Here is a 21,607-nt window from a genome sequence, read left to right as displayed (position 1 = left end):
AGAGCGACCTTGCCCACCGGCCGAAAAAGTCGGGGCTCTATGCAGGCCAGCCACCCGGAATAACACCTGCGTGGGCGTCGACTCTTTTGCCATACAAAAGAGCGACCTTGCCCACCGGCCGAAAAAGTCGGGGCTCTATGCAGGCCAGCCACCCGGAATAACACCTGCGTGGGCGTAGACTCTTTTGCCATGCAAAAGAGCGACCTTGCCCACCGGCCGAAAAAGTCGGGGCTTTTTCGGCCTACTCCGCCGCCTGGCGTTTGGGGAGGACCCAGTCGGCGCGCGGGAAATGGCAGGTATAGCCGTGCGGGATGCGCTCAAGATAATCCTGATGCTCCGGCTCCGCTTCCCAGAACGCGCCCACGGGCTCCACCTCGGTCACGACCTTGCCCGGCCAATGCCCCGAGGCCTCCACATCCGCGATGGTCTCCAAAGCACAAGCCCGCTGATCCTCGTCCACATAATAAATCGCCGAACGATAGCTCATCCCCCGGTCATTGCCCTGCCGGTTCACCGTGGTGGGATCGTGGATCTGAAAGAAGAACTCCAGCAGCCGACGATAGGAAATCCGCGCCGGATCAAACAGGATCTCGATCCCCTCCGCATGGGTGCCGTGGTTGCGGTAGGTGGCATTTTCTACATCCCCGCCGGTATAGCCCACGCGGGTCTTCTCGACCCCGTCAAGCTTGCGGATCAGATCCTGCATCCCCCAAAAACAGCCCCCCGCCAAAACAGCGCGTTCCATCATTCGACCTCCTCAACCTGTTCCACATATTGTCCATAACCCTCGGCCTCCATGTCATCGCGATGGATGAACCGCAACGAGGCCGAGTTGATGCAGTAGCGCAGCCCGCCCCGGTCCGCCGGACCATCCGGAAACACATGCCCCAAATGGCTGTCGCCATGGCGCGAGCGCACCTCCACCCGGACCATCCCGAGCGAGGTATCACGCAACTCGACCACGTTGTCCGGCGCGATCGGCTTGACGAAACTCGGCCAGCCACAGCCGCTCTCGTACTTTGCCGCGCTGGCAAAGAGCGGCTCGCCGGACACGATATCGACGTAAATCCCTGGCGCCTTGTTGGCGAGATATTCGCCCGTCCCGGGCCGTTCCGTGCCGTTCTGCTGCGTCACGCGATACTGTTCGGGGCTGAGGCTTTCGATCACCTCCGGACGGCGTTCATACTGGGCCATGCGTAATCTCCTGTCGCTTTCAGATCAGAATGTGGGACGAACCGGGTGAAATGCAATCACTCTCACGCAAGCGTGGCCTTGAGGCGCAGCACAGCCCAGCGCGCCGCATCGCGCACCGCTGCATCATCATCCTCGCAAAGCGCCTGCACCGCGGGCACAAGCGCCGGATCGCCGGAATTGCCGATGGCATAGCAAACATTGCGCACGAACCGATCCCGCCCGATCCGCTTGATCGGCGATCCGGAAAAACGCGCCCGAAAGGCCGCGTCGTCCAGCACTGCCAGCGCCTCCAACTCCGGCGCGACCAAATCAGGCCGCGCGTGATACTTCACCTCCGCCGAGGCCTGCGCGAACTTGTTCCAGGGGCAAACCGCCAGACAATCGTCACAGCCATAGATCCGATTGCCCAGACCTGCGCGCAATTCCTCCGGCACAGGTCCCGCATGCTCGATCGTCAGATAGGAAATGCAGCGCCGCGCATCGAGCTGATACGGTGCCGGAAACGCCCCCGTCGGGCACACATCCAGACAGGCCCGGCAAGAGCCGCAATGATCGACCTCCGCAGCGTCCACCTGCAATTCCGCAGTTGTGAAAATACAGCCGAGAAAGAACCAGCTGCCAAGCCTGCGACTGACAAGGTTGGTATGCTTGCCCTGCCAGCCAAGCCCCGCCGCCTGCCCCAAGGGCTTCTCCATGACCGGCGCGGTGTCGACGAAAACCTTGATCTCCGGCCTGTCCCCCGCGGTCTCGATCAACCAGCGCCCAAGCCGCTTCAAACGCTTCTTCACGACGTCATGATAATCGCGGTGCTGCGCGTAGACACTGATCGCCGCCCGATCCCGCAGGCCCAAAACCGCCAGTGGATCATGCAATGGCCCGTAATTTTCGGCCAACATGATGACCGAACGCGCCTCCGGCCAAAGCGCATCCGGCGCGCCGCGCCAATGCATCCGCTCCGCCATCCAGCCCATCTGCCCATGCCGCCCGGCCGCAACGAAGTCCGCCAATCGCTCCGCCACCTGTGGCACATCGCCGGGACGGCAAATCCGGCACTCGGAAAACCCGACCGCCGCCGCCTCTGCCTTGAGCGCTCTGGCCAATTCAGACACGCGCCGCCCCTGTATCATCGGTCTTGAAATATCCCGGGGAGCGCGAGCGGCTGGCCCCTCGCTCCGACGCCCCGTTCTCAGAAATCCAGGTCAGCATAATGCGCAGGCGGCGGGAAACCCGGCACCTGATCGGCAAGGATCGAGCGAAAGGCCGGACGCGACTTGATCTTGGCATACCAATCCTTGACCACCTCCGAGCGGTTCCAGTCCACGTCGGATATGTAGTCCAGACAAGACAAATGTGCGGCGGCGGCGAAATCCGCCAGCGTCATGCTGTCCCCGGCAAGCCAACGCCGGTGATCGAGCAGCCACGCCATGTAATCGAGATGATACTTGATCGCCCGCGCCCCGGCCTTGACGTTGCCACTGTCCGGAAATCCGGCCTTCATGACCTTCTTGTTCACCCGTTCATAAACGAGCTTCGACGTCACCTCGTTGTGGAACTTGTCGTCGAACCACCCGACCAGCCGCCGCACCTCGTAGCGCGCATCGACGCCTTTGGGCATGAGCGAAGGCTCGGGGTAGGTTTCCTCGATCCACTCGCAGATGGCGGCACTCTCGGCCATGGTCTTGCCGTCAATCTTCAAGACCGGAACCTTGGCGGCAGGGTTGCGACGCAGGAAATCCGCATCCTTCTCCCAATAACGCTCCTCATGCAGTTTGCACTCGATCCGTTTCTCGGCAAGGCTCAGACGCACCTTGCGGCAAAAGGGAGAGAGGGGAACGTGGTACAACTCGGCCATGATGATCCTGATACGGAGGGAAACTTCCCCCTAATTGCAGGGAATTTCGCCCGGTTTCAAGCGGACAAGCGGGGCACAGCCCCGCCCTACGCCATGTTGGCGCCAACCGGCAAGCATCCGCGCAAAGGCAACCGCGGATGGGGGCGCTGCCCCCGCCGCCTTTCAGGCGTCTCCCCCGGAGGTATTTCAAAAGAGAAGAAGCGAGGGATCGCTCCCAATTTCTTCTCTTGATCAAATACCTCCAGGGGATGAATTGGCCGCAGGACAAGAAGGGGGCAGCGCCCCCTTGCGCTGCGGTTTCGCAGAAACCGCAGCCGGTCGACGCGCGCCAGCGCGGCGAAACCCCTCACTGAAAACAATCGGCCCGCCCGTCGGCGTCGATTGTCGCGGCCCCGCTTTGAATCGCCTTGGCCCTCTTGTTCAGGAAACTGGTCGGCCGGGCGGCATTGCGTTTCTTCGGGTTCGGCAGCACCGCTGCTATCAGAGCTGCCTGCCGTGCCGTCAGCGCCTCTGGACCCACGCCGAAGTAATGCCGCGCCGCGGCTTCCACGCCGAATATCCCTTCGCCCATTTCCGCCACGTTGAGATAGATTTCGAGGATCCGCCGCTTCGACCACAGCGCCTCGACCATCGGTGTCATCACCGCCTCCAGCGCCTTGCGCAGATAGCTGCGCCCCTGCCAGAGGTAGACATTCTTGACCACCTGCTGCGAGATCGTGGAGCCGCCCCGCGCTGCCCCGGAGGCAATCGCCGCGCGGATCGCGTCCATGTCAAAGCCCCAGTGGTTGCAGAAATTCGCATCTTCTGCCGCCACCACCGAGCGCAGCATCACGGGCGCGATCCGGTCCGCGTCGACCCACATATGATCCACCGATCCCAGCCGCCGCTGCTCGTTCCAGATCGTATGTGTGCTCGGCGGGTTCAGACCCTTGAAGACCAGCACCAACATCAGCATCACCGCCGCCACGATCACCCCCAATCTGAAGCCCCATTTCCAGAGCCAGCGCACAGGGCGAAAGGGCCGCCGCACGGTCGGTTTGCCCGCCGCCTTGCGCCCCTTGGCCGATGTCTTCGAAGATGTCTTTCGCGCCGCCATGGGAACAGGATTAGAGCGTTTGGGGACAAACGAAAACCGTCATTCCCCTGCCCTGCTGTGGGGCGTGGCAGATCAGCCGCGTTTGCGTCGCACCGCTCCCAGCGCGCCAAGTGCGCCGAGGATCAGCAGGCCTGAGGCCGGTACAGGCACCGGGGCGATCGCTGCAAAATCGTTTGCACCGTTGCTGATCGGGGCCCCGCCATTGGCGGCGGCCTCGAAGTCCGAAACCCCGGTTAGTCCGCCCAAAGCGCCCGCATCGCCGGTGCCGGAGAGCGAAAAGCTGCAGCGCGCTCCGTTTCTTTGGCATTCGATCAGGTCGATCACAGCCGACAGACCAAGCCCCGAACCGCCAATGTTCGTCGCGCTCAGGTTGATCCGCGTGTAGCCCTGGCCGAAGAGATCCGCGATCAGGGGCACGCCGAACGTGTCCGAAGAGAACATCGCCGAAAGGCCCATCGCATTGTCGCGATAGGAAACCCCCTCGCTGCCGATGCCGAAGAAGGCGTTGATGATCCAGGCAAGCAGGTCTTCGGACCAGCCCGACGCGGTGCTGCTGCCGCCCTCGCTGGATGTCGCGCTTTCCGCCATCGCCGAATAGACCGTACCGGAAAACCCGTCTGCCGGCACATCCGACAAACCCGTCGTCAGTGCCCCGACCGGCGCGGCAAGCGCGCCCGCAAATGTTGCTGCCAGCATGATCATCTTCATATCGCCCACTGCTCCTCAGGCCAAAATCGTCTCTGTCTTCAATTGTTTTTGTTCTTGTTCTTTTTGTGACGCCGGATCCCGGTCAATGCCGACCTGCGTAAATAAGTTGATAAACTGTTAAATTCGACACGTAAACCTTGCAGTCGGCACCCGCCGGCCTGCGCGCCGCACTGTGGCAAACGCCCCACCAACGGGAACGCAAAAGGGCGGCCCGAAGAGCCGCCCTTTCCTGTCAGAGAGGCGCGCGCCTCACTCCGCCGGAACCGCCATGTCCTCTTCGATGCCAAGGGGATAGGCGATCTTGTCGAGCATTTCCGTCGGGCAGACCTGCAGGAAATGGCCCTTTTCCATCTCCCAATGCTGGAGAATGTCCTGCGCCTTTCGGCTGAAGGTTTCTTCCGCGTGGCGCGCGATCAGACCTTTCAGCTCCGCTTCCCATTCCGGCGTGCTCACCGGGCAGGTCACGAGGCCCTCCTTGTTCATCAACGCCGGGGCCATGCCGTCGGGATCATAGAGATAGGCCATGCCGCCGGTCATACCCGCGCCGAAGTTGGCGCCGATGGTCCCGAGGATCACCGCCACACCGCCGGTCATGTACTCACAACCATTGGAGCCGCAGCCCTCGACCACGACTTTCGCACCCGAGTTGCGAACTGCGAAACGCTCGCCCGCTCGGCCTGCCGCGAACAGGTGCCCATCGGTCGCCCCGTAAAGCACGGTGTTGCCGATGATCGTGTTCTCGGAGGCGACCAGCGGCGAGACCTGCGGCGGACGCACGACGATCAGACCACCGGACAGGCCCTTGCCGACATAGTCGTTGGCATCGCCTGACACTTCCAGCTTCAGACCCGGCGCGGCAAACGCCCCGAGCGACTGGCCCGCAGAGCCGGTCAGCTTGACGTGCAGGTGATCGGGCTGCAGCGCGTTGCGCATGCCGAACTTGCGCACGATATGGCTCGACACCCGCGTGCCCACCGTCCGGTGCGTGTTCATCACCGCATAAGACAGCTGCATCTTCTCGCCGTCCTGCAGGAACCGCGCAGCGTCGCGCACGATTTCCGCATCCAGCGTATCGGGCACCGGGTTCCGCGGGCGGTCCCGGTCGTAGACGATGTTTTCCGAGCCATCCACATGGATCAGCAGCGGGTTCAGGTCGAGATCATCGAGGTGCTCGGAGCCACGCGACACCTGGCTGAGCAGATCCGCCCGGCCAATCACGTCCTCCAGGCTGCGCGCGCCAATGGAGGCGAGGATTTCACGCACTTCCTGCGCATAGAAGGTGATCAGGTTCACCACCTTGTCCGCGTTGCCGGTGAACTTGGCGCGCAGGTCATCGCGCTGGGTACACACGCCCACCGGGCAGGTGTTCGACTGGCACTGACGCACCATGATACAGCCCATCGCGATCAGCGCGGCCGTGCCGATGCCGTATTCCTCGGCGCCCAGCATCGCAGCCATGACAATATCCCGCCCGGTGCGCAGGCCACCATCGGTGCGCAGCACCACGCGCGAGCGCAGGTTGTTCATCGCCAGAACCTGATGCGCCTCGGTGAGGCCCATCTCCCACGGCAGACCCGCGTATTTGATCGAGGTCGCAGGCGAGGCCCCGGTGCCGCCATTGTGCCCGGAGATCAGGATCACATCGGCATTGGCCTTGGCCACACCGGCGGCAATCGTGCCCACGCCCGAGGACGCCACCAGCTTCACCGTGACCTTCACGGTCGGGTTGATCTGCTTGAGATCATAGATCAGCTGCGCGAGATCCTCGATCGAGTAGATATCGTGGTGCGGCGGCGGCGAAATCAGCGTTACACCCTTTGTCGAATGGCGCAGGCGGGCAATCAGGTCGGTGACCTTCATCCCCGGAAGCTGACCACCCTCGCCCGGCTTTGCGCCCTGGGCCACCTTGATCTCAAGCTCTTCACAGTGGTTCAGATACTCGGCGGTCACGCCAAAGCGCCCCGAGGCCACCTGCTTGATCTTGGCGGACGGGTTGTCGCCATTCGGCTCCGGCACGAAATGCGCCGGATCCTCGCCGCCCTCGCCACTGTCGGACTTTGCCCCGATCCGGTTCATCGCCACGTTCAGCGTCTTGTGCGCCTCGGGGCTCAGCGCGCCAAGGCTCATGCCCGGCGTGACGAACCGCTTGCGAATGGAGGTGATGCTTTCCACCTCTTCGAGAGGGATCGCCTCGCCGATCGGCTTGATCGCCAGCAGATCGCGCAGATGGATCGGCGGGTTCGCCTGCATCGCGTTGGAATACTGCTTCCACAGCTCGAACGACGCCCGGTCACAGGCGCTCTGCAGCAGGTGCATGTTCTGCGCGCCCCAGGCGTGGGTCTCGCCCGACTTGCGTGCCTTGTAGAAGCCACCGATCGGCAGCACGTCCTGACCGCGCGCAAAGGCCAGCGCATGCACCTCTTCGGCCTTTTTCTGCAGACCCTTGAGGCCGATGCCGCTGATCCGGCTGATCATGCCGGGGAAATACTCCGCGCACATCGCCCGGCTCAGGCCCACGGCCTCGAAGTTCAGACCGCCGCGATAGGACGACACGACGGAAATGCCCATCTTCGCCATGATCTTCAGCAGACCCTGATCCACCGCTTCGCGATAGCGCGCCACGTTCTCCGTCAGCGACCCGTCCAGCAAACCGCGCTTGATGCGGTCGGCCAGCGAATCCTCGGCCAGATAGGCGTTGACCACCGTCGCCCCCGCCGCGATCAGCACCGCGAAGTAATGCGGATCAATGCACTCCGCGCTGCGCACGTTGATGCTGCAGAAGGTCCGCAGACCCTTGCGCGTCAGATGGCTGTGCACCGCGCTGGTGGCCAGGATCATCGGGATCGCCACCTTCTCCGCTGCCGTATGCTCGTCGGTCAGCACGATATGCCCCGACCCCGAGCGCACCGCATCCTCCGCCTCGGAACGGATCCGCGCCAGCGCCTCGCGCAGCGCATCCTGCCCGCCCCCCATCGGGAAGGTACAGTCGATCTCGATGCAGGGCGCGTTGAACACCTTCTTCAGCTCTTCGAACTGCGCGTTGCCCACGAACGGGCTGTCGACCACGTAGATCTCCGTCTGCGCCGAGCTTTCATCCAGCACGTTCTTGAGGTTGCCGAACCGCGTCTTCAGGCTCATCACGCGATACTCGCGCAGGCTGTCGATCGGCGGGTTGGTGACCTGGCTGAAGTTCTGGCGGAAATAATGGCTCAGCGGGCGGTACTTCTTCGACAGCACCGCGCTCGGGGTGTCATCCCCCATCGACGCCAGCGTCTCCTTGCCGTCCTCGGCCATCGGCGCGAGAATCTGCTCCAGCTCCTCGACGGTATAGCCCGCCGCAATCTGCCGCTGACGCAGCTCGGCCCCCTCGAACACCGGCTTTTCGTCGACCTTCGCAAGCGTCTCGTCAAGCTCGGTGATCTTGCCGCACCAATCGCCGAAGGGCTGGGAGGCCGCCAACGCGTCCTTGATCTCCACATCGTGGTAGAGCTTGCCCTCTTTCATGTCGACGGCGATCATCTGACCCGGGCCAAGCGCGCCCTTTTCCCGCGCCGTCGCCTCATCGGTCGGAACCATGCCGATCTCGGACCCCGCGATCAGCAGGCCATCCCCCGTCACCACGTACCGCATCGGACGCAGCCCGTTGCGGTCCAGACCGCCACACACCCAGCGGCCGTCGGTCATCGCCAGCGCGGCCGGGCCGTCCCACGGCTCCATCACGGAGTTGCAGTAGGAATACATGTCGCGCCATGCTTCGGGCAGCTCGACCGCCTGCTTGGACCACGACTCAGGGACCAGCATGGTTTTCGCCATCGGGGCGTTGCGGCCCGCGCGCACCAGGACCTCGAACACCGCATCCAGCGCCGCGCTGTCCGACGAGCCATTCGGCACAATCGGCTTGATGTCCTCGGCCCGCTCCTCGAACGCACCCGAGGCCATGCGGATCTCGTGGCTCTTCATCCAGTTGGTGTTGCCCTTGAGCGTGTTGATCTCGCCGTTATGCGCCAGCATCCGGAACGGCTGCGCCAGCCACCACTGCGGGAAGGTGTTGGTCGAATACCGCTGGTGATAGATCGCAAAGGCGCTCTCGAACCGCTCGTCCTGCAGATCCGGGTAGAATTCCGCCACCTGCTCGGCCAGCATCATGCCCTTGTAAATGATCGACCGGCAGGACAGCGACGCCATGTAAAGCCCGTTGATCCCCGCCGCCAGAACCGCCTTCTCGATGCGGCGGCGAATGACATAGAGCTCGCGCTCAAAGGTCTCCTCGTCCACGCCCTTGGCGTTGGAAATCAGGATCTGTTCGATCTCGGGCCGTGTCGCATTGGCCTTCTCGCCAAGACAGGACACCTTCACCGGCACATGCCGCCAGCCATAGATGTAATATCCCATGCGCAGAACTTCGGACTCCACGATCGTCCGGCAGGCCTCCTGCGCGCCATGATCCGTGCGCGGCAGGAACACCTGCCCCACCGCCATCAGCTCGTCGCGGCGCGGCTTGTGGCCGGTGCGCTCGATCTGGTCATAGAAGAACTTCACCGGGATCTGCACGTGAATGCCCGCGCCGTCACCGGTCTTGCCATCCGCATCCACGGCGCCCCGGTGCCAGACCGCCTTGAGCGCGGTGATCCCGGCGGCGACAACCTTCCGCGACGGCTGGCCGTCAAGGCTGACCACAAGGCCCACGCCACAGCTGCTGTGCTCTTCGCTCTCATGATACATGCCGTTCTCGGACATGAAGGCGCGCTTGGCTTCCTCGCGGGCCACCCACTCTGCATCATACTTGGTCATGGTCATCGTCCTCCATGAAGGGCCGCATCCGCAGCCGTTTAATCGCTCGGCCCAGCGTCACTGGTCCAAAAATATTCCGGGGTCCGGGGCTGGCCCCGGTCCCGCATGTTCCGTCAGCGCGCCGGCTCGTCGTCCGACACACCAAATTTCTCAACACAGTCCTGCCGCGTCAGCAGCGCCCGCCCCGCCATCCCGTCGAACGCATAGCTGTCCGGCTTGTGGTCGATGTAGATCTCGTTGGTGATCTCGAACCCGTTCGGATCGTCGAACAGCCCCACGGGAATCTCCGTATTGCCATACCATTCGCCTCTCATGGTAACGCGAAAGTAGAGCCCCGATCCACATTTCCCGCAAAACGCGCGCTCCGCCCAATCGCTGGTCTGCAGGATGCGCAAATCTTCACCGCTCCAACGCACGGTTTGCGTCGGCACCGTCACCCCGATAAGCGCCGATCCGGTCCAGCGGCGGCACATCTCGCAGTGGCAAATCCCCGCCGTGCCCGGAACGTCCGTCGCAACAAAGCGCACGGCCCCGCACAGGCACCCGCCGGACCGTTCCGCCGCGCCGCTCAACTCACCGCTCCGCAGTCATAAAGCCCGACATTCTCGCCAAAGCCCGCCTCGCCCGGACGGATCACCTTCATCGGCACCCCGCCGTCTTCCATCGTCACGTTGAAGATCGTCCCGGTTGACGGACCTTCGATTGCGACCCCGCTGGCGCGGTCTACATACAGTGTGTAAGTCCCTTCGATCATCACTGCATTGACCATCCCTCGGGACTTGTCTTCGACGACATCAAAAGTCACGCCATCCAGTGTCACGCTTTCTCCAGTCGCTTCCAGCACCCCGACGAAACGCGCAGGAATGGGCTCAAGAAAGAATGGGGTACGGAAGGCCGACACGCCTTCATAGGCGTGCGTTCCCGCATCCAGCGCGGCCGGCAAATCATAGGGTTTCACCTGATCAAGAATGCCATCCATGATCATGCCATCGTGCTCGTGCCACAGATACTGCGTCAGACCCCGCGCCGTCATCTCCTCGACTGTGAAAGCCTCGTCTTGCTGCCAGGTCTCGCGCCGGAACAGGCTGCCGCCCTCGCAGGAGAAGACATGCTGCACGGAGCAGTTCCGCGTCTGCACGGAGAAGATCGGCTCGCAGGCCTCGCGCGGGATCAACGGATCGTTTGCCAGCGCCATGCCCGGCAGCAGCACGGCCAACGCCGTGCCGAAGGCAAAGCCCCGACCCCGCGTGTGTCCGTCTTTCCTGCGTTCAGACATTCTTCATTCTCTCACATGACATGGTCAGCATCCCTGACCCGTTAACCTGTCTTAAGGCGTTCCCCCGGCCCCTTGTGCATCCGCGCACAGGGATCGGGGTATCAGTACGAAACTCGGGCAGTTTTGTACCAAACCCGCAAATCGCGCCCTGTCGGGCCGGATCGGCAGAGGGGCAATCGGTACGAAAGCCGCCTCGTTTTGTACCAAACTCTCCGCCGCACCGCTCGTGGGCGGCGCATTCCTCACTCGGCGGCGACGGCGGCCTTTGCGTTAAGGTCCGTCAACAGGGCCTCCGCACAGTCGCGGCCATCCCGGATCGCCCAGACCACGAGGCTCGCGCCCCGCACGATATCGCCCACCGCATAGACGCCCGGAAGCGCCGTGCGTCCGGTTGTGAACTCCGCCTTGATGGTGCCCCAGCGGGTCACTTCCAGCTCCGGCTGACCCCAGAGCGTCGGCAGATCCTCGGGCGAGAAACCCAGCGCCTTGATCACCAGATCCGCAGGCTCCTCATAGGCGCTGCCTTCGATCAATTCGGGGCTCTGGCGGCCGGTCGCATCCGGCACGCCAAGGCGCATCTTCTCGACCACCACGGCGCTCACGGGCTCACCCTTGAACCCCTTCGGCGCGGTAAGCCATTCAAACTGAACACCTTCTTCTTCGGCATTCTGCACTTCGCGCTGGCTGCCCGGCATGTTGGCGCGGTCGCGGCGATAGAGGCATTTGACCGATGTGGCGCCTTGACGAATGGCTGTACGGACACAGTCCATCGCTGTGTCGCCGCCGCCGATCACGACGACCTTCTTGCCCTCGGCATTCAGCGCGCCGCTCTCGAATTCCGGCACGCTGTCGCCAAAGTTCGACGCGCGGTTCGACGCGGTGAGATAGTCGATCGCCTTCACGATGCCCTCGGCGTCGCTGCCGACACCACCCAGATCGCGGCTCTTGTAGACGCCGGTGGCGATGATGACCGCATCATGTTGTGCCCGAATATCCTCGAAGGCCATATCCTGACCCACGGCGCAATTCAGCACAAAGCGCACGCCCGCCTGCTCCAGCTGATCGAAGCGGCGCATGACCACGTCTTTCTCCAGCTTGAAGCCCGGAATGCCATAGGTCAGCAGGCCCCCGGCGCGGTCGTAGCGGTCATAGACCGTGACCTGCACACCGGCCCGGCGCAGCAGGTCGGCGGCGGCAAGACCTCCGGGGCCCGCCCCGATGATGCCCACGCTCTCGGACCGCTCCTGGCTCGGCAGCCCCGGCTTGACCCAGCCCTTTTCCCAAGCGGTATCAGTGATATACTTCTCGACGCTGCCGATGGTGACAGTGCCATGGCCGGACTTCTCGATAACGCAGTTGCCCTCGCACAGGCGGTCCTGCGGGCAGATGCGGCCACAGATTTCCGGGAAGGTGTTGGTGGCCTGGCTGACCTCATAGGCCTCTTCCAGACGCCCGGTCGCGGTCAGCCGCAGCCAGTCGGGAATGTTGTTGTGCAGCGGGCAATGGGACTGGCAGTAGGGCACGCCACACTGGCTGCACCGGGACGCCTGCTCCTCGGCCTTCGCCGCCGCGTATTCCGCGTAAATCTCGTCGAAATCTTTGTTGCGCACAGTCGCCTCACGCTTCTCGGGCATCGTCCGAGAGACATCGACAAACTTCAGCATGGGTTGCTTGGCCATAAGGTCTGGCTCCATTCAGGGATTCCGGTTGCGCCTCTTTACAGAAGGGCGAGACGGAAGAAAAGTCACTCTTGCTGACCTATATTTCGATTTTTTCGCGTCGGGCGCAGAAAAATCCCTTCGGATCTCCGAATTTAGAGGTCAACCCGGACCTACATTTGATCTTTCCGCGAAAACACAGAGGGTTATACAGGGGGCATCCGACCATATCGGGATCATATCACATGACCTTTACCCATCTCCTGATCCTTGCGCTGATCCAGGGCGTGACGGAATTCCTGCCGATCTCGTCGTCAGGGCATCTGATTCTTCTCCCGAATCTAACCGGCATGGACGATCAGGGACAGATTCTTGACGTCGCCGTGCACGTGGGAACCCTGTTTGCTGTCATTTTATACTTCTGGCGCGACGTGCGCGAAGCCCTGTTCGGGATTCCCGCCATGCTGCGCGGACGGCTCGACGCCCCCGGCGCCCGCCTCGCCTTCCTGCTGTTGATTGCGACGATCCCGGTGATCCTCGCGGGGCTCGTGCTGAAGGTGACGGGCCTGAGTGACATGATGCGCTCTACTGCCGTGATCGGCTGGTCCATGCTGATTTTCGGCCTCGTCCTGTACTGGGCCGACACCAAGGGGCCGCAGGTCAAGGAGGCGAGCGACTGGAACACGGGCGATGCGATCAAGATGGGGCTGTGGCAGGCCGTCGCCCTGATCCCCGGCACCTCCCGCTCCGGCATCACCATCACCGCCGCCCGCCAGCTTGGCTATGAACGCTCCGACGCCGCGCGCCTGTCGATGCTCATGTCGATCCCGACGATCATCGCCTCTGGCACGCTGCTCGGTCTCGAAGTGGCCAGCACAGCCGATGCCGCCGCTGCCCGCGACGGCGCCATCGCCGCCGCGCTGGCCTTTGCCGCCGCGCTGGCCGCGCTGACCCTGATGATGCGCCTGCTGAAGTCGGTCAGTTTCACGCCCTACGTCGTCTATCGGGTGATCCTGGGCGTCTTCCTGCTGTGGATCGCCTATCGGTGAGCGCCGGTTTCGCCCGCTGACGCGGGCGACCCACTGGGGGCTCCGCCCCCAGACCCCCGGGATATTTACGGACCAGTGAAGATGACGGCGGGGTCTTGATGGCTCCGCCTTGCGTTTCTGAGGGCGGCGATGATCGCCAAAGGCCTTTTACATCAAGTGCTTGCAGGCTCGCTTTTGTCCGCCCGATCCCAAGGTCGCGTAAAGCTGCCCAGGACCTTGGCCACGCCCTCTTCGCTCTCTCCATTCGGCGCGACCTGGGCCACAAGACCGCGCTTTTTGTCATCGACAACCGCGATCACCCGTGCCGCAAGCCCGGCCTCTTCCAGCGCACCGTTGTAGACCCGCTCAATCGCCTGTTTGCGCAGGTCGGGTTTGAACACCTTGCCGACCGCCGTTTTCGGCAGTTCATCGAGGATGGTCAGGTGCTTGGGATGCGCCGCGCGTTCGTGCACGTGACGTTTTGCATGCTGCATCAGTTCTTCGACCGTGACTTCCGCCCCGGCGACGAGTTCGACAAAGGCGCAGGGTAATTCGCCGGCATAGGCGTCCGGCTGACCGATCGCCCCGGCAAAGGCCACGGCCGGATGGCCGAGCAGCGCCTCTTCGATCTCTGCCGGGTCGATGTTGTGACCGGACCGGATGATCAGGTCCTTCGCCCGCCCCGTGATCCACAGGTAGCCATCCGCGTCGAGCCGCCCGAGATCACCGGTCCTCAGGTACGCCCCGTAGTGGTAGAGGTCGGCGTTCTTTTCCACCTCGGTGTAGGTATTTCCGGCGTAGACTCCGGGGTTGGAGATACATATCTCGCCCACCTCATCGGTGCCGCATTCCAGCACATCGCCGCTGACGACCTTGGTGATTTTCACATCCGTATAGGGCAAGGCGATCCCGATGGAGCCGACCTTCTTCACACCGTCCGGCGGGTTCACACTGACAAGGCAGGTTGCCTCGGTCAGCCCATAGCCCTCGCAGATCGTCACCCCGCAGGCCTTCTCGAACCGCTTGAACAATTCCAGCGGCATCGGCGCGGAGCCGGAAAACGCCGTTTTCACAGAGGAGATATCCGCATCCACCGGCCGCTGCATCAGCGCTGCCACCGCCGTCGGAACGGTGATGACAAAGCTGATCTTCCAGCGCTCGCAGAGCTTCCAGAAATTGTCGAAGACCCCTTCCCCGCGATACCCCGCAGGCGTCGGGAACACCACATGCGCGCCCGAGCAGATCGCGGCCATCAGTATGACGTGGCAGGCAAAGACATGGAACAGCGGCAGCGGACACATGATGTTGTCCGTCTCGTCAAACAAAAGCGTCGCGCCGAGCCAGCCGTTGTAGATCATCCCGCCATAGCGGTGCTGCGCCACCTTCGGCATGCCCGTGGTGCCGCCGGTGTGGAAATAGGCCGCCACCCGGTCCCCGGCACTGTCGGCAAAGGTCAACTCGGTGGGCTGCTTGCTCATCTCCTTGCGGAAACTCTTGTAATCGGCGTGGCGCGTGCCTTCGATTTTCGGGCGCACGAGCGGCACGATCCAGCTCTTCGGCGGTGTCAGATAGCGGTTGAGATCCACCTCAAGCACAGTCTGGACGCCCGGCGCATGCCGCACCGCCTCGGCCACCTTCTGGGGCACATCGGTCTTTGGGAAGGGTTTGAGCGTCACGACCACCTTCGCGCCGGTCTCGCGCAGGATGGATGCGATCTGCTCGGGTTCGAGGAGCGGGTTGATCGGATTGACGATCCCCGCCACAGCGCCGCCCAGCAGGGCCGCGATGGTCTCGTTGCAGTTCGGCAGGACATAGGCCACCACATCGCCCTCGCCGATGCCCAGCGCGCGGAACAGGTTTGCGGCTTGCGCCGTCTGTGCCTTCAGCGCACGCCAGCTCAGCGTTTCGGCCTTGTCCTTTGCGCCCGACAGCAGTTGGTAGGAGACGGCCGGCCGATCCGGGAACGCCTCTGCCGTGCGGCACAGCTGACCCCAAAGCGTCGCGGGCACATCCCGCGCCTGCCATGTCATCGCGTTCTGAATCGCGTCGCGGTCCGCCACACCGGCATAGGTCATGATAGTCCTCTCCTCCCCATGAGACTGTCACGATCAATGTGAAGGCGTCTGCGTCGCCGCGCAAGGGCCGTGAACGCAACGGCAAATCCCCCGTGACGCGGCGTCTCAACGCGCTGCCCCAGCGTCATTCGGACTTGAAGACGCGAAACCGAAACCGACAGAAGCCGGCAGACGGTTTGACCATCAGCTTTTGGCGGGAGCGGCTGGAGGGTGGGCCGCTGGCGAAATCCTTTCGCCAGTCGGGGCGCCCGGAGGCCCTCCCCCCGTCACATGTGGCGTTACTCCGCCGCCATGCCGTCGGTGAACTGCAGCCGCGCGAGTTGCGCGTAGAGGCCACCTTCGGCGACCAGCGCATCATGCGTGCCCTGCGCCACGATGCGCCCGGCCTCCATCACGACGATCCGGTCGGCCTTTTTCACCGTGGCCAGCCGGTGCGCCACGATCACCGTGGTACGGCCCTCGGCAAGCACATCCACCGCCCGCTGCACCGCCTGCTCACTCGCCGCGTCCAGAGCACTGGTCGCCTCGTCCAGCAGCAGCACCGGCGCATCGCGCAGGATCGCGCGGGCAATCGCCACGCGCTGTTTCTGCCCGCCGGACAGCATCACGCCGCGCTCGCCCAGCCATGTGTCATAGCCCTCCGGCAGCGCCGCGAGGAATTCATGCGCCGCGGCGGCCTCTGCGGCGGCCTCGACCTCCGCGTCCGTCGCATCCGGGCGGCCAAAGCGGATATTGTCGCGCGCCGAGGCGGCAAAGATCACCGGGTCCTGCGGCACCAGCGCGATATGGCGGCGGAAGTCGTCCCGCGCCATCTCGGGCAGGGCCACGCCGTCGATCCGCACCGCCCCTGCCAGCGGGTCATAGAACCGTTGGATCAACTGCACGATGGTGGTCTTGCCCGCGCCCGAGGGCCCGACAAGCGCCACGGTTTCTCCCGGCGCAATGCGCAGATCCACCCCGTCCAACGCCGGAATGTCCGGCCGCGCCGGGTAGTTGAACGACACCTGATCAAAGACGATCTCGCCGCGCACCGGCTCGGCCAGCGCCTTCGGCTCCGCCGGGTCCTTCACCGTATCCTCCGAATGCAGCAGCTCGACGAGGCGCTCGGTGGCGCCCGCCGCCCGCTGCAACTCGCCAAAGACCTCCGAGAGCGCGCCGACAGAGCCCGCCACCATCACCGAGTAGACCACGAACTGGATCAGCGCGCCCGCGCTCATCTCCCCGGCCCGCACATCCCATGCCCCGATCCACAGCACACCGACCACGCCGGTAAAAACGAGAAAGATCACGATCGCCGTCATCAGCGCCCGCGTCCAGATCCGCCGCCGCGCGGCGTCAAAGCTCTTTTCCGTCACATCCGAGAACGCCGCCTTGGACAGCGCCTCATGCGTGTAGGCCTGCACCGTCTGCACGCTGCTCAGCGCCTCGGATGCATTGCCCGACGAGACCGCGATCCAGTCCTGGTTCTCCCGGCTCAGCCGCCGCAGCCTGCGCCCCAGCGTCAGGATCGGAATCACCACCGCCGGCACGATCAGCAAAACCAGCCCCGTCAGCTTGGCCGAGGTCAGCGACATCAGCAGCAGACCGCCGCTGAACAGCAGGATGTTGCGCAGCGCGATCGACACCGAAGAGCCGATGACCGACTGGATCAGCGTCGTATCCGTGGTGATCCGGCTCAGCACCTCCCCGGTCATGATCTTTTCGTAGAAGGCAGGGGACAGGCCGATGGCCCGGTCGAACACCGCCTTGCGGATGTCGGCCACCACCCGCTCGCCCAGCCGGGTCACCAGCGCATAGCGCAGCGCCGTGCCCAGCGCGAGCAGACCGGCAATGGCCAGCGCGGCGCCGAAATACTGGTCGAGCAGCGCGCCGTCCTCGACGTTGAAATTGTCCACCACCCGGCGCACCGCCATCGGCAGCGCCAGCGAAATCGCCGCCGTGATCACCAAGGCACAGATCGAAGCGATCATCAGCACCCTGTAGGGCAAAAGGAACGGCCACAGCGCGCCAAGCGATCCCAGCCGCCGCGACTTCTCGCGTTCTTCTTCGCCCGTTTTCGAAATGCTGGTGCCGCGCGCCATGGTGCCTCCTGAACTCCCGTCCTCGCCTTTTGCCATGCCAGACGGTCGGGTCAAGGACCACGTTTGCCGCATGGGCCGGTCGATCACAGCTGTTTCGGGGGGGAAGTCTGGAGCGGGCGACGGGAATCGAACCCGTATCTCTTGCTTGGAAGGCAAGGGTCTTACCATTACACAACGCCCGCTCGGCGCGGCATGGGTAATTCAACCTCACACGAGGGTCAAGCCGGTTCTTGCGGGCGGATCACGCTTTGCCCGCGCTTGACTGAAAAGGCGAGTCGCGCAAAACTGAAACCACTTTAAGTCGCATTTTGTCCTGACAAGCAATTTCGAGAGCCCAACCATGTCCGATGACATTGCCGCCAAGCGCGTCCCCCTGTCCAGGATCGCCTCCACCTTCCGCTTTCCCGAACCGGGAAAACCCACCGACACCGCCAGTCTGGGCGCGGCGATCACCAGCGTCATCGCACAGGCCGCCGGGGGCGCAATCACCGTCGGCGCCGCGCAGGCGGTCATGGGGCTGGCCAGCATGATGATGCAAAGCGGGATCATGTGCGACGACAGCAACAGCGAGCCTCCCTCGCCGATGGAGCCCCGCTTTCGCGACGGCAAGGTGACGTTCCGTTGCAAACATTCGCCCGCCCATGAATTCGACATAGACGTCTGAGGGAGTGACATGAAAGCGCTGGCCGAAGCTGCCCCGGTCTTTATCGGCGTCCTGCTCGGGCTTGCCCTGCTGTTCTCCAGCCTCGCCGCGGCACCCGTCTTCGGCTTCTGCGTCTTCTTGTGCATCGCCGGGCTGGCAATATCCCGGGCCGCCCGCACCCGCCTTTCGGACGATCCGGCACGGGCGGTCGTGCTCTGGCAGGGGGCGGTTTTGCTGCCGGTCGGCCTCATCGCGCTGACCACTGCGGTGATCACGTGGTTCGGCATCAATCTGCAGGCACTCGTGGCGCTGCTGCCCGACTGGCTCTTGTCCCAGGAGGAGGTGAGCGCCTCCTACAAGCCCTTCGCGACTGTCCTCACGGGCGCCGTGAACACGCTGGTCGCTGCGCTCTGGCTTGACGATTCGAAGGATGCAAAGAGCGGTTTGTGGCCCGCCGGTCAGATCAAACCGGCCTTCGAAGCGGCCTTCCGAAAGGATGTGCAAGCTCTCAAGGAACAGAATAAGGATTACCTGCCGCTCGAAGAGGCGCTGACAGGCGATCCCGAAAAATGGAATTTCCGCCGCGCCTTGCAGCGGGCGGAAACCGTCAAGGCCAATCGTCCGGCCCCGTCCTGAGATCAGGCGGCCACCGGCGCCAGTTTGTCCAGCAGCGCATCCAGCGCCGCGCGATCCTCTTCGGACTTCAGGGCGCCCGCCTCGGCATCCCATGTCTCGCCCCAGTTGCCAAAGCCCTGCACACCGCGCAGATCCGCGCCGAAGAACGGAGCGACAAGCTCCTGCCCGGCCAGCACATTCGCCCCGGCCCGCGGCCCAGGCGTCGCCGAAAGCATCAGCACCGGCCGCTCCTGCCAGACGGTGCCCTCAAGACGGCTCATCCAGTCGAACACGTTCTTCCACGCCGCCGTCACCGTGCCATTGTGCTCGGCAAAGGCAATCAGCACCGCGTCCGCCTCGCCGATCCGCGCGCGCAGATCCTGCGCCGGTTGCGGAACACCGTCCGCCCCTTCGCGATCGACGGAGTAGATCGGCATTTCATAGTCGTTGAGGTCGACGTGGACGATCTCGGCGCCCTCGTGACCACGCGCAAGGCGCTCCGCCGCGTGGGTCACCAGCGTACGGTTGATGGAATTGCGGCTGTTGGTTGCGGCAATGGCAAGAATTTTCATGGCTCTCGTCTCCTGTTCGTGGGTGGTCCGGTGGGGGGAGAACCGGATCCGTGTTCTGATCTTGCTGACACATGGCCCGGGGCACGCCCGCACACAATGCCCGTTTCCGAACACGAACCCTCTCGAAACGCACAGAACTACGGTCTTTCATGTCCCCTCTTCCGGCCCGAACACGATCAGCTGCGGCACCCCGTCCGAGGTTTTGCGCAGCGACCGCCCGTCCGGCCCGATCACGCCCTGCACGCGGCGGCGCAGGTTGGAGAAACTGGCAAAGCGCACGGTGTCGACCGCCTCGTCGAAGGCAATCGACACGTGCCGGTTCTGCCCCGTCTTCGACAGCGCCACGATGCGCCCGCTGAACGGCTGCCCGAGGTAAAACCCGCGCACCCGATCCTCCAGCCGCAGCGCGCGCGGCTCCGCCCGCGACAGGCGCGCATGCAGCGTGTTCCAGTCCCGCGCCCCTGCCTGCCGCGCCACCAGCTCCAGCGCCTGGCCGTGGCTGACCGCCGTGCCCTGTGCTGCCAGCGCCGCGCGCAGCGCCCTGGCCTGCGCCTTGGCCTCGGTGATCGCGCTCATGCGATATCCTCCCGCAGCGGCGTCCCGAAACCGCCCAACGCCCGCCCCTGCGCCAGACCGGTCAGCAACAGCCACCCGGCCCCGCCCGCGACCACCGCATCCGCAATCGGAAAGGCCAGGAACAGCCCATCCAAACCCCAGATCCGGCCAAGCGCGAAAATCAGCAGCGGCGCCAGAGCAAACGGCTTGATCAGCGACAACGCGGCACTGCGCCCCGGCTGGCCGATGGCCTGGAAATACAGCGCCAGCACAAGCACCGGCCCGGCAAAGACATAGAGCGCCACCATCGGCCGCAGGATTGCCCCGACCTGCACGATCACCTCCGGCGCCGCCACGAAGAGCGCCCCGGCCCGCCCCTGCATCAACAGCAGCCCCGCCTCCACCGCCGCGCCGTAGAATGCCGCCGCGACAAGCGCGAGGCGCAGCGCGGCGTCCGAGCGCCGGTACATCCCGGCCCCGGCATTGTGTCCGACGATGCTTTGAGTGGCGAGCGCCATGGCCATGATCGGCAGGAAAGTCAGACTGAAGATCCGGGTCACGATTCCATAGGCGGCCATCTGCGCCGCATAGGCCTCGCCCGCCGTCAGCCGCAGCATGGCGATCACGCAACCCGAAACCAGCGCGATCCCGATGAACCCAAGGCTCACCGGCGCGCCGAGCGTCAGCAGCGCGCGCCAGTCCCCGACCCAACGCGCCTTCAGAAGCCCCGACAGCGGCAGCATCCCGCGCGACCGGAGCCGCAGCCCCAGCAGAACCAGAAGGCCAAGCCCCTGCGCCAGCACCGTGCCCCAGGCGGACCCCGCCACGCCAAAACCCATGCGCACGATCAGCATGTAATTCAGCCCGAGATTGGCCAGCGCGACACCCATCGAGAGCAGCGCCATCAGCCCCGCCCGCCCTTCGGTGCGGCCAGCATCGGCATGCACGGCCAGCCAAAGCTGCACCGGCAGCGCCATGATCAGGATCACCGTGTAGGTCCAGGCCATCTGCGCAATCCCCGGCGCCCCATTGGCCAGCGCCGTGACAAGCGCGGCTCCGCCAAGCCAGAACACGGCCATCGCCAGCAGCGCCACGGCCAGGGCAAGCCTGTGCGCCTGTGCAAACACCGCCATCGCGGCGCGTGTGTCGCCCTGTCCGAGATGACGGGCCAGCAGGCTGGCCATGCCCCCGCCAACAAGGCTCGACAGCGCGATGGTGATCATCACGACGGGAAAGACGCCACTGACGGCGGCCAGCGCCTCGGCACCGACAAAGCGCCCCAGAAAGGCGGCATCGACCACCGTCAGCAGGCCATTCATCCCCATGACGATCATCATCGGCCCGGCATTGGTCAGAAAAAGCCGCGATGGCGGCGCGGTCAGAAAACGGTTTTCGGATGGATTGACAGACGACATCGTCCACTCCCCGGATCGGCATTCCGATAAGGATGGGAGCCTGCATTG

General features: G+C 64.1%; 18 protein-coding genes and 1 tRNA gene. 3 read left to right on the top strand and 16 right to left on the bottom strand.

Going from position 1 to position 21,607, the window contains the following annotated elements; translation table 11 throughout:
- Window positions 1–241 precede the first annotated feature (241 nt).
- The 10 genes from msrA to ACN2XU_RS02360 form a co-directional block, all read right to left on the bottom strand.
- Complete coding sequence (gene msrA, locus ACN2XU_RS02405) at window positions 242–748, bottom strand: peptide-methionine (S)-S-oxide reductase MsrA (RefSeq protein WP_419408782.1); 507 nt, start codon at window positions 746–748, stop codon at window positions 242–244.
- Window positions 745–1,194 (bottom strand): peptide-methionine (R)-S-oxide reductase MsrB, encoded by a 450-nt coding sequence (gene msrB, locus ACN2XU_RS02400; RefSeq protein WP_419408781.1) that lies wholly within the window; start codon window positions 1,192–1,194, stop codon window positions 745–747. Before msrB ends, msrA begins: the two co-directional genes overlap by 4 nt.
- Window positions 1,195–1,256: 62 nt before the next feature.
- Complete coding sequence (gene queG, locus ACN2XU_RS02395; protein ID WP_419408828.1) at window positions 1,257–2,294, bottom strand: tRNA epoxyqueuosine(34) reductase QueG; 1,038 nt, start codon at window positions 2,292–2,294, stop codon at window positions 1,257–1,259.
- Between the two features lie 86 nt (window positions 2,295–2,380).
- Window positions 2,381–3,046, bottom strand: a complete 666-nt coding sequence (gene fzlA, locus ACN2XU_RS02390) for an FtsZ-binding protein FzlA (RefSeq protein WP_419408780.1) — start codon at window positions 3,044–3,046, stop codon at window positions 2,381–2,383.
- A gap of 346 nt (window positions 3,047–3,392) precedes the next feature.
- Window positions 3,393–4,142 carry a monofunctional biosynthetic peptidoglycan transglycosylase gene (mtgA, locus tag ACN2XU_RS02385; protein WP_419408779.1) on the bottom strand — a complete coding sequence of 250 codons (750 nt, stop codon included), beginning with the start codon at window positions 4,140–4,142 and terminating at the stop codon, window positions 3,393–3,395.
- Between the two features lie 72 nt (window positions 4,143–4,214).
- Window positions 4,215–4,838: a VPLPA-CTERM sorting domain-containing protein gene (locus ACN2XU_RS02380; RefSeq protein WP_419408778.1), complete on the bottom strand. Its 624-nt coding sequence runs from the start codon at window positions 4,836–4,838 to the stop codon at window positions 4,215–4,217.
- Between the two features lie 261 nt (window positions 4,839–5,099).
- Window positions 5,100–9,641, bottom strand: a complete 4,542-nt coding sequence (gene gltB / locus ACN2XU_RS02375; protein ID WP_419408777.1) for a glutamate synthase large subunit — start codon at window positions 9,639–9,641, stop codon at window positions 5,100–5,102.
- 113 nt (window positions 9,642–9,754) lie between these two features.
- The gene (locus ACN2XU_RS02370) at window positions 9,755–10,213 is read right to left on the bottom strand and encodes a GFA family protein (RefSeq protein WP_419408776.1); all 459 of its coding nucleotides are present in this window, start codon (window positions 10,211–10,213) and stop codon (window positions 9,755–9,757) included.
- Window positions 10,210–10,917: a hypothetical protein gene (locus ACN2XU_RS02365; protein WP_419408775.1), complete on the bottom strand. Its 708-nt coding sequence runs from the start codon at window positions 10,915–10,917 to the stop codon at window positions 10,210–10,212. The genes ACN2XU_RS02370 and ACN2XU_RS02365 overlap by 4 nt, the downstream gene beginning before the upstream one ends.
- Before the next feature lie 242 nt (window positions 10,918–11,159).
- Entirely contained in the window at window positions 11,160–12,596 is a 1,437-nt protein-coding gene (locus tag ACN2XU_RS02360) for an NAD(P)-dependent oxidoreductase (RefSeq protein ID WP_419408774.1), read from the bottom strand.
- A gap of 224 nt (window positions 12,597–12,820) precedes the next feature.
- Between ACN2XU_RS02360 and ACN2XU_RS02355 the strand changes: the two genes are divergently transcribed.
- Window positions 12,821–13,624, top strand: coding sequence for an undecaprenyl-diphosphate phosphatase (locus ACN2XU_RS02355; RefSeq protein ID WP_419408773.1), 804 nt, complete (start codon window positions 12,821–12,823; stop codon window positions 13,622–13,624).
- A gap of 152 nt (window positions 13,625–13,776) precedes the next feature.
- Here the strand turns inward: ACN2XU_RS02355 and ACN2XU_RS02350 are convergent, their stop codons facing one another.
- The 3 genes from ACN2XU_RS02350 to ACN2XU_RS02340 form a co-directional block, all read right to left on the bottom strand.
- Window positions 13,777–15,678 carry an acyl-CoA synthetase gene (locus tag ACN2XU_RS02350; protein ID WP_419408772.1) on the bottom strand — a complete coding sequence of 634 codons (1,902 nt, stop codon included), beginning with the start codon at window positions 15,676–15,678 and terminating at the stop codon, window positions 13,777–13,779.
- Between the two features lie 278 nt (window positions 15,679–15,956).
- A complete protein-coding gene (locus tag ACN2XU_RS02345; RefSeq protein ID WP_419408771.1) occupies window positions 15,957–17,759 on the bottom strand; it encodes an ABC transporter transmembrane domain-containing protein in 1,803 nt (600 codons plus the stop codon).
- Between the two features lie 108 nt (window positions 17,760–17,867).
- Window positions 17,868–17,941, bottom strand: a tRNA-Gly gene (locus ACN2XU_RS02340).
- Window positions 17,942–18,099: 158 nt separating this feature from the next.
- Between ACN2XU_RS02340 and ACN2XU_RS02335 the strand changes: the two genes are divergently transcribed.
- Both ACN2XU_RS02335 and ACN2XU_RS02330 read left to right on the top strand, forming a co-directional pair.
- Window positions 18,100–18,423 carry a hypothetical protein gene (locus ACN2XU_RS02335; protein WP_419408770.1) on the top strand — a complete coding sequence of 108 codons (324 nt, stop codon included), beginning with the start codon at window positions 18,100–18,102 and terminating at the stop codon, window positions 18,421–18,423.
- A 9-nt stretch (window positions 18,424–18,432) separates the two neighbouring features.
- Complete coding sequence (locus ACN2XU_RS02330; protein WP_419408769.1) at window positions 18,433–19,038, top strand: hypothetical protein; 606 nt, start codon at window positions 18,433–18,435, stop codon at window positions 19,036–19,038.
- A 2-nt stretch (window positions 19,039–19,040) separates the two neighbouring features.
- On the opposite strand, the gene ACN2XU_RS02325 is transcribed toward ACN2XU_RS02330, so the two are convergent.
- From ACN2XU_RS02325 to ACN2XU_RS02315, 3 genes are all read right to left on the bottom strand, one after another.
- Window positions 19,041–19,589: an NADPH-dependent FMN reductase gene (locus ACN2XU_RS02325; protein ID WP_419408768.1), complete on the bottom strand. Its 549-nt coding sequence runs from the start codon at window positions 19,587–19,589 to the stop codon at window positions 19,041–19,043.
- A 147-nt stretch (window positions 19,590–19,736) separates the two neighbouring features.
- Window positions 19,737–20,165, bottom strand: a complete 429-nt coding sequence (locus tag ACN2XU_RS02320) for a glyoxalase superfamily protein (RefSeq protein ID WP_419408767.1) — start codon at window positions 20,163–20,165, stop codon at window positions 19,737–19,739.
- Window positions 20,162–21,559 (bottom strand): MATE family efflux transporter, encoded by a 1,398-nt coding sequence (locus tag ACN2XU_RS02315; RefSeq protein ID WP_419408766.1) that lies wholly within the window; start codon window positions 21,557–21,559, stop codon window positions 20,162–20,164. Before ACN2XU_RS02315 ends, ACN2XU_RS02320 begins: the two co-directional genes overlap by 4 nt.
- Window positions 21,560–21,607: the final 48 nt, after the last annotated feature.

Origin of the sequence: Pacificoceanicola niger (genome assembly GCF_048553275.1) — a bacterium.
Taxonomy (GTDB): domain Bacteria; phylum Pseudomonadota; class Alphaproteobacteria; order Rhodobacterales; family Rhodobacteraceae; genus Pacificoceanicola.
This window is presented reverse-complemented; position numbering and strand designations above follow the sequence as displayed.

Bases quoted from the DNA above. Each gene is read 5' to 3' on its own strand.
- msrB (WP_419408781.1), bottom strand. From the start codon at position 1,194: ATGGCCCAGTATGAACGCCGTCCGGAGGTGATCGAAAGCCTCAGCCCC.
- fzlA (WP_419408780.1), bottom strand. From the start codon at position 3,046: ATGGCCGAGTTGTACCACGTTCCCCTCTCTCCCTTTTGCCGCAAGGTG.
- ACN2XU_RS02355 (WP_419408773.1), top strand. From the start codon at position 12,821: ATGACCTTTACCCATCTCCTGATCCTTGCGCTGATCCAGGGCGTGACG.
- ACN2XU_RS02360 (WP_419408774.1), bottom strand. From the start codon at position 12,596: ATGGCCAAGCAACCCATGCTGAAGTTTGTCGATGTCTCTCGGACGATG.
- msrA (WP_419408782.1), bottom strand. From the start codon at position 748: ATGATGGAACGCGCTGTTTTGGCGGGGGGCTGTTTTTGGGGGATGCAG.
- ACN2XU_RS02380 (WP_419408778.1), bottom strand. From the start codon at position 4,838: ATGCTGGCAGCAACATTTGCGGGCGCGCTTGCCGCGCCGGTCGGGGCA.
- ACN2XU_RS02345 (WP_419408771.1), bottom strand. From the start codon at position 17,759: ATGGCGCGCGGCACCAGCATTTCGAAAACGGGCGAAGAAGAACGCGAG.
- ACN2XU_RS02335 (WP_419408770.1), top strand. From the start codon at position 18,100: ATGTCCGATGACATTGCCGCCAAGCGCGTCCCCCTGTCCAGGATCGCC.
- ACN2XU_RS02350 (WP_419408772.1), bottom strand. From the start codon at position 15,678: ATGACCTATGCCGGTGTGGCGGACCGCGACGCGATTCAGAACGCGATG.
- gltB (WP_419408777.1), bottom strand. From the start codon at position 9,641: ATGACCAAGTATGATGCAGAGTGGGTGGCCCGCGAGGAAGCCAAGCGC.
- ACN2XU_RS02365 (WP_419408775.1), bottom strand. From the start codon at position 10,917: ATGTCTGAACGCAGGAAAGACGGACACACGCGGGGTCGGGGCTTTGCC.
- ACN2XU_RS02320 (WP_419408767.1), bottom strand. From the start codon at position 20,165: ATGAGCGCGATCACCGAGGCCAAGGCGCAGGCCAGGGCGCTGCGCGCG.
- ACN2XU_RS02315 (WP_419408766.1), bottom strand. From the start codon at position 21,559: ATGTCGTCTGTCAATCCATCCGAAAACCGTTTTCTGACCGCGCCGCCA.
- mtgA (WP_419408779.1), bottom strand. From the start codon at position 4,142: ATGGCGGCGCGAAAGACATCTTCGAAGACATCGGCCAAGGGGCGCAAG.
- ACN2XU_RS02330 (WP_419408769.1), top strand. From the start codon at position 18,433: ATGAAAGCGCTGGCCGAAGCTGCCCCGGTCTTTATCGGCGTCCTGCTC.
- ACN2XU_RS02325 (WP_419408768.1), bottom strand. From the start codon at position 19,589: ATGAAAATTCTTGCCATTGCCGCAACCAACAGCCGCAATTCCATCAAC.